Origin of the sequence: Phytohabitans aurantiacus (assembly GCF_027923225.1) — a bacterium.
Taxonomy (GTDB): Bacteria; Actinomycetota; Actinomycetes; order Mycobacteriales; family Micromonosporaceae; genus Phytohabitans; species Phytohabitans aurantiacus.
Genome location: NZ_BSDI01000017.1, coordinates 209,895 through 219,903, shown reverse-complemented (window position 1 = coordinate 219,903; position 10,009 = coordinate 209,895). Strand labels below are relative to the sequence as shown.

Here is a 10,009-nt window from a genome sequence, read left to right as displayed (position 1 = left end):
CCGCAGCGATCTGGCACAACTGGCACACCGGCCAACCGATCATGCGATCCCTGACCGCCTACGACCACTGACCCCTTGGAATCGATCATCTAGATCTAGACGTGTCCAGGGTCTGAGAACACCGCCGGGCGGTAGCCCTGGCGCATTTGCCGGTGGGGGTCCATCGTTAGCCTCATGGCGCAGACCCCGCACGGGACAGACCGGGACCTTCAAGCGGGCATCGCTGACCTACTGAAACGCATGGCCGGCCAGACCGCGCACGTCGGCGTCTCGGTCAGGGGCGGGATGGTGATGCTCTTCGGCGAGGTGGGCAGCACCGCCGAACGCCTACAGACCAGGCAGGCGGCGATGGGCGTGCTCGGTGTGCGCGGTGTCGCCGACGAGATGGTCGTCCGCGAGCCGGGCGCCCTCGGCGCATCCGACGCCGACCTCACCAAACTCGCCAACCGGCTACTGGCCACAGACGCCGCGGTCCCGGCAGGTGCCGTCCGGGCCGGCGTGCGTGGCTGCGTGCTCACACTCTCGGGCGCGGTAGCCGTGACCGGACAGCGGGACGCCGCCGCACGCGCGGTCCAGAACCTCCCAGGCATCGTCGGTCTGTGCAACGACATCCGCGTCGCCAGGCCGGCGTCAGATGACGAGCGGCGCCTGAGCTGACGACATCGCCGTGCGGCGGCTGGTGAACCACCTCATCCAGACCGGACAGGCGTACAGTCAAAAGCCTCCCGGATCGGCGACATCCCAGCTCCGAGGTGCCCGCCACGCCGGATTCTGAAAGGCGGACCCATGTCCGTCCCCCGCCCGACCGGACCAGCCACAGAGCACGGCGGATCACGCTCGGCTTGGGTACCCGCGTGAAGGATGCGCGCGCCGCCGCGCTGGCCCGCTATCTCTACCAGCGGGCCGCTGCCTTCTCGTTGTCCGCCGATGTCAACGACGCCCACGGGACCGCTCACGCCGGCATGGCGCTGCTCGACGCGGCGGCACTCGCCGAGCAGCTCCGGTCCACGGATGAGAGCCTCAGGACCCTGTCCGAGGCAGGACGCTTCGAAACGATGCCAGACGGCAAGGCGGTCTTTCTGGAAACCAGCGAGCTCCGCGCAGCCATTCAACGGCCCCTGCTCGGCAGCCGGATGACCGGCCAGGAGATCCTCGCCTTGGTGGTCGAGACCGCCGGCCGCCGCCGGTAGGCAGCGAGAGGCTCAGCCGGCGCGGCCCGCTCGGCGTGCCGTGTGTTCGGCGCGGGCTGGTGCGCCGACCTGGTGCAGGTGTTGCAGGGCTTGGCGGTAGGAGGTGATGAGGCTGGTCTGCTCGTAGGCGACACCGATCTCGGCGCAGTACGCCTGCACGATCGGCTGAGCCTTGCGCAGGTTCGGGCTGGGCATGGCGGGGAACAGGTGGTGCTCGATCTGGTAGTTCAGGCCGCCCAGAGCCGTGTCGGTCAGCCAGCCGCCGCGGACGTTTCGGGAGGTCAGCACCTGCTTGCGAAGGTAGTCTTCGTCGCCAACCGGGTGCGGCATGCCTTTGTGGTTGGGTGCGAATGTCATGCCCAGATAGACGCCGAACAGCGCCTGATGCAGGAGCAGGAAGGCGACGGCCTGCGGCGGCGACAGGACGACCAGCAATGCCGCCAGGTATCCGACGGCGTGCAGGATCAGCAGCGCGCTCTCGAGGCGGCGGTGTTTGACCGTGCCGTTGCGCAAGGCCTTGACGCTGGAGACTTTCAGGTCGGCGGCGAGCAGGGTGAGCAGCGGGAAGAACAGACCGGCCTGGTGTCGGGTGATGAAGCCCTTCAGCCCGCGCCGGCCCAGGGCCGACCTGGTGGCCCAGATGAGCACCTCGGGCGCGACGTCGGGGTCGAGGTCGTCGTGGTTGGGGTTGTTGTGGTGGCGGGTGTGCTTGTCCATCCACCAGCCGTAGCTCATCCCGACGCCGAGGTTTCCGGCAAGCCGCCCGGCGACTTCGCTGGGGCGTTTGGTGCGGAACACCTGGCGATGTGCCAGATCATGCGCCACGAGCGCCACCTGGGCGAAGGTGACGGCGAGGAACGCGGCCGTGATCATCTGCCACCAGGAGGAGCCGATGACGAAGAACGCTGCCCATCCGCCGAGGAACATGAGCGTGACCACGCTCAGCCGCGCGATGTAGTAGGCAGGCCGGCGCCGCATCAGCCCGTGGCCGTTGATCCGGCGGGACAGCACGGCGAAGTCGCTGCCGGTCGTCGTCGTTCGCGACGGTGGCATGGTGATCGTCATGGTTCTATCAAACCGGCCGCTGCTCGCATCGTCAGGAGCGCTATGACCTGCGGCCCGGTGGTGCTAGCACTACCATTGAAACGCCCCATGGCGGGCACTATGTGAGCGTGCAGATGTCTGAAACCGGCGTGCGGATGGTGCGGTGGGTCCGACGCGGTGTGCGCTCGGTGCTGGCCGAACTTGCCGCGATCGGTCTGGCGTTCACCAACATTCCGCTGTTCGCCGCATCGGTGGTCGCGTTGGCCCTGGCACCGGTGCCGTTTCTCGGCCTGGCGCTGACGCCGTGGACAATGACACTGGTCCGGATGCGCGCCGATCTCGAGCGCAGACGTGCCTCACGCACCGGTGTCCTGGTGACCGGCCCGTACCATCCGCCCCCGGAACGCGCTGTGGCCGGTGGCTGGCAACGCTTCCGATGGATCGTGACGGACCCGGCCACCTGGCGCGACCTGGCCTGGCTCATGCCCGGCGCGATCGTCGGATTCGCGCTCGGCCTGGTCGCGGTGCTCGTGCCGCTGTACGGCCTGGCCGGCCTGACGTTGACGCCGTTGTGGATCTGGCTCGACGCCGGCTGGTACGGCTACGGCGTCATCTGGTCCATCGACACGTTCAGCGAGGGCTTGCTCTGCCTGCCGCAAGGTGTCCTCATCCTCGCCGCGGGCCTGTGGGTAGCGCCCTGGCTGCGACGCGTCGACGCCCTCTTCGCAAGACTCCTCCTCGCGCCCACCACAGCCGCCGAACTCCGGCTACGGGTCACCCAGTTGACCCTTACCCGCGCTGACACGGTAGACGCCCAAGCCGCCGAGCTGCGCCGCATCGAACGCGACCTGCATGACGGCGTACAGGCCCGCCTCGTCTCGCTGCGGATGGTGATCGGCTTGGCCGACACGCTCATCGACCGGAACCCGGCCCAGGCCCACAAGCTGCTCGCCGAAGCACGAGAATCCAGCGGCGCGGCGCTGGTCGAGCTGCGGCACCTCGTCCGCGGCATTCACCCACCGGTACTCGCCGAACGTGGACTCGGCGGCGCGGTCCACGCGCTGGCGCTCAGCATGCCGGTCCCGATCACGATCGACATCGACCTGCCCGGACGACCCGGCACCCCCGTCGAGTCCGCCGCGTACTTCGCCGTCGCCGAGGCGCTGACCAACATGGTCCGTCACAGCCAGGCCCACACCGGATCGGTGTCCGTACGGTACGCCCACGGGGCGCTGACCATGACGGTCACCGACGATGGCGCCGGCGGCGCCGATCCCGCCGCCGGCACAGGGCTGCACGGCATCGAACGCCGCCTCGCCGCGTTCGATGGCACGATGGCTCTGTCGAGCCCGCCCGGAGGACCCACCGTCATCACCATGGAGCTGCCGTGCGCGTTGTCATCGCCGAGGACCACGCCCTCCTCCGCGACGGACTGACCCGCCTACTACAGGCGTTCGACTTCGACGTGGTCGCCGCCGTCGACAACGGCCCAGCACTGTTCCCGACCCTGATCACTCACAAACCCCACGTCGCGATCATCGACGTGCGCCTCCCGCCGACATTCACGGACGAAGGCCTACAGGCCGCGATCGCGGCGCGAGCCCGAATGCCCGGTTTCCCGGTCCTCATGCTCTCCCAGCACGTCGAGCCCATGTACGCCCGCGAACTGCTCACCGCCCCGAACGGCGGCGTGGGCTACCTACTCAAAGATCGTGTCTCCGACGTCGAGGAGTTCGTCGACGCCGTCCGACGGGTCGCCGCCGGCGGCACCGCCATGGACCCCGAAGTGATCTCACAACTGCTCGTCCGCCGAGAACCCCTGGCGGTGCTCACCACCCGTGAACGTGAAGTGCTCGGTGTCATGGCCGAAGGCCGCTCCAACGCCGCGATCGCCGCCAAGCTCCGTATCACCGAGAAGGCCGTAAGCAAGCACATCAACAACATTCTCACCAAATTGGACATGCCACCGTCCGACGACGACAACCGCCGCGTCCTCGCCGTCCTGGCATACCTCAACGCCTGAGCGCCTGATCCTCCAGGATGGACCGGATGGTGTCGGCGTCGCCGGTGTTGTGGGCCTGTAGGAGCGCGGCGAACCGGTCGGCGGGCAGGACCGGCACGCCGAGCTGCTCCGCCTTGTCGGCCTTGCTGCCGGCGCCGTCACCGACCACGACCAGGTCGGTGCGTTTGGACACCGAGCCGGAGGACTTGCCGCCCAGCGTCTCGACGGCCTCGTTGCCCTCGTTGCGGGTCAGGCCCGGCACCGATCCGGTGACCACCACGGTCATCGGGGTGCCGTCGGGCTTGCACAACGGCAGCAGCCCGGCGGGCACCGCGGGGGCCTCCAGAGCCGGGCTGCCGGGCTCGGTCATGTTGACGCCGCGCTCGGTGAGCTTGGCGATCACCGGGGCCAGCTCGGCCAGCTCCGCGGCGATGGTCACGGCGCGTTCGGGGCCGATGCCGTCGACCCGCTGGAGGTCTTCGGCGGTGGCGGCGGTCAGTGCCGCCATGGTGCCGAAGTGCCGGGCGAGCCGCCGCGAGATCGACCGGCCGGTCATGCGCACGCCCAGGCCGGTCAGCACGCGCGACAGTGGCCGCTGCTTGGACGCCTCGATGTTGGCCACGAGCTTGCCGGCCGAGACCTCACCCATGCGGTCGAGCCCGACGAGCGTGGCCACCTCCAGGTCGTACAGGTCGGCCGGGTCGGTGACGAGCCCTGCGGCCACCAGCATGTTGATGATCTTGTCGCCGAGGCCCTCGATATCCATCGAGTCGCGGGCGGTGTAGTACGCCAGCGACTCGTGGGCGCCGCAGGCCCGGCCCCGCGTGCAGCGCCACCGCTTCTGGGACCGGTCGATCTCGCCGTCGCACCGCGGGCAGACGGCCGGCGGCTCGAACGCCACCGAGTCGGCGGGACGGTCGTCGAGCTTGGCGCCGGTGATCTCGGGGATGACGTCGCCGGCGCGCCGCACGAACACCGTGTCGCCGACGCGCACGTTGCGGCGGGCCAGGTCGTCGAAGTTGTGCAGGGTGGCGGACGTGACGGTGACGCCGCTGACCACCACCGGCTCCAGGACGGCGACCGGCGTGATGATGCCGGTGCGCCCCACCTGGACCTCGATGCCGAGCAGCCGGGTGGTGCGGGTGTCGGCGGGAAACTTGTACGCGATGCCCCAGCGTGGCGCGCGGCTAGAGAAACCGGCCTGCTCGCGATCGGCGGGCAGATCGGCCTTGATCACCGCACCGTCGACGCCGAACCCCAGCTCGCCCCGGCGCGCCTCCAGCGTCGCGACCGCGGCCAGAACCTCGTCGAGGCTCGCGCACAGCGGCATCCCCGCCGAGGACGTCGCCGTGGTCGCCACGCCGAGCTCGCTGAGGCGCGCCATCGCCGCCGAGTGCGGCACCGGCTCGCTGTCGCCGCCCTCGGGCCTCTGCACCGCGTATGCCAGGAAGGACAGCGGCGCGTCGTAGGCACGGTCGACGGCGCGCAGCGTGCCGGCCGCGGCGCTGCGCGGGTGCGCGAACGCCGGCTCGCCCTGCCCGGTGCGCAACCGGTTGGCCTCGACGAAGTCGGCGTCGGTCATGAAGACCTCGCCGCGGATCTCGACGGTGACCGGCTCGGCCAGCCGGGCCGGCAGGCCGACCGCCCGTCGGGCCTGCCCGGTCACGTCCTCCCCCGCGCGGCCGTCGCCGCGCGTGGCCACCAAGGTCAGCGCGCCGTCGACGTAGCGCGCCGCGATCGCCAGACCATCGATCTTCGGCTCCACCGTGTATCCGCCAGCCGGGCGGCCCAGCAGCCGCTCCAGCCGGGCGCCCCACCGCCGCAGCGTCTCCTCGTCGAAGACGTTGTCGAGGCTGAGCATCGGCGAGCTGTGCTCGATATCGCCGATCACCCCGGCGCCGGCGGCGACCACCTCGGTGGGCGTGTCTTCGGCCTTCCACTCCGGGTGCGCCGCCTCGGTCGCCGCGACCCGCGCGATCAGCGCGTCGTAGGTCGCGTCGTCCATGCGCAGCTCGGAACCGCTGTAATACGTCGTGGCGGCCGCCCTGATCTCGGCGATCGCCTCCTCGTAGGCACCCGGCGACTCGAACGGCTCCGCGCGCGCCGCGTCGACGACCGGCCCCACCTCAGCGACCGCCATGATGACCTCCCCGTGTCATTCCGCTCGCCACAGCGTAGTGCCGCCCCCTGACATTGCGTGGTCGTGATACCTAGAACTACTATGCATCGCAGTTCTAGGGTTGGGAGTCGGATGTACATCACGAAGGACCTCGTCGCGGCCTCCGCGACGCCGCTGGTGCTGGGGATCCTCGCCGAGGGCGAGAATTACGGCTACGCGATCCTCAAGCAGGTCAACGAGCTGTCCGGCGGCGAGCTGGAGTGGACCGACGGCCTGCTGTACCCGCTGCTGCACCGCCTGGAGCGGCTCGGCCACGTGGTGTCGGCCTGGCAGACCCCGCCCGGTGAACGCCGCCGCAAGTACTACCGCATCACCGACCAGGGCCTGGCCGAGCTCGCCGAGCAGCGCCGGCAGTGGGCCACCGTCGTCGACGCGCTGCGAGGCGTCTGGAACGCCGCCCAGTCCGTCAAGCCGATCCCGGCGCCGGCGTGGGAGGCGGGGCGATGAGCGTGGACGAACTCGAAGGCCAGATCGCCGAATGGCGTGCCTACACGCACCGCCGCCGCGAGCTGCACAACACCGACGTCGAGGAGCTGGAGGACCACCTCCGCAGCCGCATCTCCGAGCTGACCGAGGCCGGCCTGCGAGCCGACGAGGCGTTCCTGATCGCCGTCAAGCGCATGGGCAGCCTCGACGAGCTGTCGCGGGAGTTCGCCCGCGAGCACTCCGAACGGCTGTGGAAACAGCTCGTACTGCCCGCCGAACCGGACACGCCCGCCGCCACCCGCTCCCGGCGCGAGCTGATCGTCATGGTGCTCTGCGCGGCCGCGGCGGCGCTCGCGGTGAAAGCCCCTGCCCTGTTCGGGCAGGACATGGCGGGCGACGGCGACGTGTTCTACGCGCGAAACGCGAGCCTGTTCGCCCTGCCAGCATTGTCCGTGTACTTCGCGTGGCAGCGCCGGGTCAGCCCGCGTGTGATCGGTGTACTGGCACTACTGTTCGCCGTCGGCGCGGTCGCCGCGAACGCGTACCCGCTCGACGAGGACTCGCAGTCCCTCATACTCTCGGCGATCCACCTGCCGCTCGCGCTGTGGCTGGTCGTCGGCATAGCCTACGTCGGCGGCGACTGGCGTTCCGACCGGCGGCGGATGGACTTCATCCGGTTCACCGGCGAGTGGCTGATCTACTTCGTCCTCATTGGACTGGGCGGCGGCGTGCTGATGGCCTTCACGGCGGGCACCTTCCGGGCCATCGGCCTGAACGCCGAGGAGTTCATCAGCCAATGGCTCCTGCCCTGCGGCGCGGCGGCCGCCGTCGTCGTGGCAGCATGGCTCGTCGAGGCCAAGCAGAGCGTCATCGAAAACATGGCGCCGGTGCTCACCCGCGTCTTCACACCACTGTTCGCGGCCACGCTCCTCGCCTTCCTGGTCGCCATCATCTGGACCACCAACGGCATCGACGTCGAACGCGACGTGCTCATCATCTTCGACCTGCTGCTGGTCGTCGTGCTCGGCCTGCTGCTGTACGCCATCTCCGCCCGCGACCTGACAGCCCGGCCCGGCCTCTTCGACCACGTCCAACTGGCACTCGTCGTCAGCGCCTTGATAATCGACGCGCTCGTACTGCTGGCGATCACCGGCCGAATCACCGAGTGGGGCTTCAGTCCCAACAAGACGGCCGCGCTCGGCGAGAACCTGATCCTGCTCACCAACCTGGCATGGTCGGCGTGGCTATTCCTGTCCTTCGTACGCGGGCGGGCGCCCTTCGCCCGCCTGGAACACTGGCAAACCCGCTACCTCGTCGTGTACGCCGCCTGGGCCTGGACAGTGGTCCTAGCCTTCCCCTTAATCTTCAACTTCACCTAACCCCTACGCCGCTTCCCCACGCCCGTGGGCGCCACACGCACCGCCCGCCCCTCCCGCCCTTCCCGCTCTCCCCGCCGATCAAGGGCGAATGCACGTGGTTGGATCTCTTCTCCGCGCGCGTCCGCTCCCAGGTCAGCCCGGCACGGCGTGTCGCCACGCCCTGTACGCCGATCAAGGGCGAATACACGTGGTTGGATCTCTTTCCGCGTGTATTCGCCCTTGATCCATGCAAAAGCCCTTGATCGGCGCAACCCCCGCGCGCCCCACGCCACGCCGCGCCCTCCGCGCGCCACGCCCGCGCGCCACCCCCACGCCACGCCGCGCCCTCCGCGCGCCACGCCCGCGCGCCACCCCCGCGCCACGCCGCGCCCTCCGCGCGCCGCGCGCCGCGCCCGCGCCCTCCGCGCGCCACGTCCGCGCCACGCCGCCCCGCGCGCGGCGTCCCCTCCCGCCGATCAAGGGCGAATGCACGCGGCACCCGCCGTGACCGACGCGAACTGAGTACGGGCTGAGCCGCCGTGTCCGGCGGTGTTCAGTATCGCGAGCGTCGCGGAACGGACGGTGCGAGCATGACCTCCCGTCCCTTCGCCCACCGCGGAGCATCGATGATCGTCTCCATTATCCGAAGGTTGGCCATCCTCGGCACAGCCGTGTCGTGCGCGCTCGTCGTCGCGGCCCCCGCGCACGCCGCCACACCACTGCCCACGCCCGGAACACCGGTCGCGACGGCGGTCACCACCACGAGCGTGTCGTTCTCCTGGACGCCCTCGGCTGGTCCCGTCGCCGACTACACGATCCAGACCATCGACATGGTCGGCAGGCCCTGGCGCGTCCTCGCCACCACGTCCGGCACCGCGTACACGCACGCGAACCTCAACCCCGACTCGGTCTACGAGTACCGCGTCATCGCCAATCCGGTCGCCGGCTCGGACCACACCGCCAGCAACCCGACGCCCCTGCTTTGGGTCCGCACGCGACCACTACCCGACTCCGTAGCGCCGACCACACCCGGTGTCCCGCGCGCCTTTCCGGTCAGCACGACCTGGGCGACGCTGACGTTCGGCTTCTCGACCGACAACAACCGGGTCGACGCGTACTGGGCGCAGCGCCAGGTCGACGGCGTGTGGACCGACTGGTCGACCAACAACATCACGACGGTCTACCTGCGCGACCTGACGCCGGGCACCACGTACACGGTCGCGGTCGTCGCGGTCGACGCCAACGGCAACCGCTCGCCCCGCTCCGACCCGCTCACCTTCACCGCCCGCGCGCTCGAACCAGCGCCGACGTGCCGCGTGCAACTGCAGACATTCGGTCAGCAGTACCAGATCGGGGTCACGATCGAGAACATGACCGAGGCCACCATCGTGGAGAACTGGACGGTGACGTTCACGTTCCCCGCCGGGCAGACCATCATGTACAGCTTCAGCGCGACCGTCACCCGTGATGGCACCGTGGGCACGGCGACACCGCGGTCGTACATCGCGCGCATCGGGCCGGGCGGCACCGGGAGCTTCGGATTCCTCGCCAACAATACGACCGGTTCGCCGTCGCCCAGTGGCTTCACGCTCAACACCAGCACGGGCACGCACCCCTGCCCGATCACGTAGTGCGGTCGCGGGCCGATGGCCGGAGCACCGCCGACCCCGGCGCCGCGGCCGCCGCCGTAACCCGCGCCGATCAAGGACATTCGCATCGATCAAGGGCAAACGCACGCCGAAAGAGATCCAACCACGTGCATTCGCCCTTGATCGGCGGGGAGAGCGGCGTGCGCGCCCGCGCCGAGCGG

Annotated in this window: 9 protein-coding genes; 7 read left to right on the top strand and 2 right to left on the bottom strand. The window is 69.9% G+C overall.

The genetic code is table 11. The features are described from left to right. Positions 1 to 174 precede the first annotated feature (174 nt). Positions 175 to 657: a BON domain-containing protein gene (locus tag QMG73_RS19880; RefSeq protein ID WP_281897790.1), complete on the top strand. Its 483-nt coding sequence runs from the start codon at positions 175 to 177 to the stop codon at positions 655 to 657. 197 nt (positions 658 to 854) lie between these two features. Further along, positions 855 to 1,190, top strand: coding sequence for a hypothetical protein (locus QMG73_RS19875; RefSeq protein WP_281897789.1), 336 nt, complete (start codon positions 855 to 857; stop codon positions 1,188 to 1,190). A gap of 12 nt (positions 1,191 to 1,202) precedes the next feature. Here QMG73_RS19875 and QMG73_RS19870 read toward each other — a convergent pair whose 3' ends face one another. Beyond that, entirely contained in the window at positions 1,203 to 2,255 is a 1,053-nt protein-coding gene (locus QMG73_RS19870) for a fatty acid desaturase family protein (RefSeq protein WP_281897788.1), read from the bottom strand. A 113-nt stretch (positions 2,256 to 2,368) separates the two neighbouring features. Here QMG73_RS19870 and QMG73_RS19865 point away from each other — a divergent pair, with 113 nt between their 5' ends. Together QMG73_RS19865 and QMG73_RS19860 are read left to right on the top strand one after the other, a co-directional pair. After that, positions 2,369 to 3,670 (top strand): sensor histidine kinase, encoded by a 1,302-nt coding sequence (locus tag QMG73_RS19865; RefSeq protein ID WP_281897803.1) that lies wholly within the window; start codon positions 2,369 to 2,371, stop codon positions 3,668 to 3,670. Beyond that, positions 3,622 to 4,257, top strand: coding sequence for a LuxR C-terminal-related transcriptional regulator (locus QMG73_RS19860; RefSeq protein ID WP_281897786.1), 636 nt, complete (start codon positions 3,622 to 3,624; stop codon positions 4,255 to 4,257). Before QMG73_RS19865 ends, QMG73_RS19860 begins: the two co-directional genes overlap by 49 nt. On the opposite strand, the gene ligA is transcribed toward QMG73_RS19860, so the two are convergent. After that, positions 4,247 to 6,376, bottom strand: a complete 2,130-nt coding sequence (gene ligA / locus QMG73_RS19855; RefSeq protein WP_281897785.1) for an NAD-dependent DNA ligase LigA — start codon at positions 6,374 to 6,376, stop codon at positions 4,247 to 4,249. The two genes, QMG73_RS19860 and ligA, sit on opposite strands and share 11 nt — an antisense overlap. Before the next feature lie 111 nt (positions 6,377 to 6,487). Between ligA and QMG73_RS19850 the strand changes: the two genes are divergently transcribed. From QMG73_RS19850 to QMG73_RS19840, 3 genes are all read left to right on the top strand, one after another. Continuing rightward, complete coding sequence (locus tag QMG73_RS19850) at positions 6,488 to 6,862, top strand: PadR family transcriptional regulator (RefSeq protein ID WP_281897783.1); 375 nt, start codon at positions 6,488 to 6,490, stop codon at positions 6,860 to 6,862. Continuing rightward, positions 6,859 to 8,220 (top strand): permease prefix domain 1-containing protein, encoded by a 1,362-nt coding sequence (locus QMG73_RS19845; RefSeq protein ID WP_281897782.1) that lies wholly within the window; start codon positions 6,859 to 6,861, stop codon positions 8,218 to 8,220. The genes QMG73_RS19850 and QMG73_RS19845 overlap by 4 nt, the downstream gene beginning before the upstream one ends. 605 nt (positions 8,221 to 8,825) lie before the next feature. After that, on the top strand, positions 8,826 to 9,830 hold the full coding sequence (locus tag QMG73_RS19840; RefSeq protein WP_281897781.1) for a fibronectin type III domain-containing protein: 1,005 nt from the start codon (positions 8,826 to 8,828) through the stop codon (positions 9,828 to 9,830). Positions 9,831 to 10,009: the final 179 nt, after the last annotated feature.

Excerpts from the sequence above, each read along its gene's own strand:
- QMG73_RS19880 (WP_281897790.1), top strand. The coding sequence starts at position 175 with ATGGCGCAGACCCCGCACGGGACAGACCGGGACCTTCAAGCGGGCATC.
- QMG73_RS19870 (WP_281897788.1), bottom strand. The coding sequence starts at position 2,255 with ATGACGATCACCATGCCACCGTCGCGAACGACGACGACCGGCAGCGAC.
- QMG73_RS19865 (WP_281897803.1), top strand. The coding sequence starts at position 2,369 with ATGTCTGAAACCGGCGTGCGGATGGTGCGGTGGGTCCGACGCGGTGTG.
- ligA (WP_281897785.1), bottom strand. The coding sequence starts at position 6,376 with ATGGCGGTCGCTGAGGTGGGGCCGGTCGTCGACGCGGCGCGCGCGGAG.
- QMG73_RS19850 (WP_281897783.1), top strand. The coding sequence starts at position 6,488 with ATGTACATCACGAAGGACCTCGTCGCGGCCTCCGCGACGCCGCTGGTG.
- QMG73_RS19845 (WP_281897782.1), top strand. The coding sequence starts at position 6,859 with ATGAGCGTGGACGAACTCGAAGGCCAGATCGCCGAATGGCGTGCCTAC.
- QMG73_RS19840 (WP_281897781.1), top strand. The coding sequence starts at position 8,826 with ATGATCGTCTCCATTATCCGAAGGTTGGCCATCCTCGGCACAGCCGTG.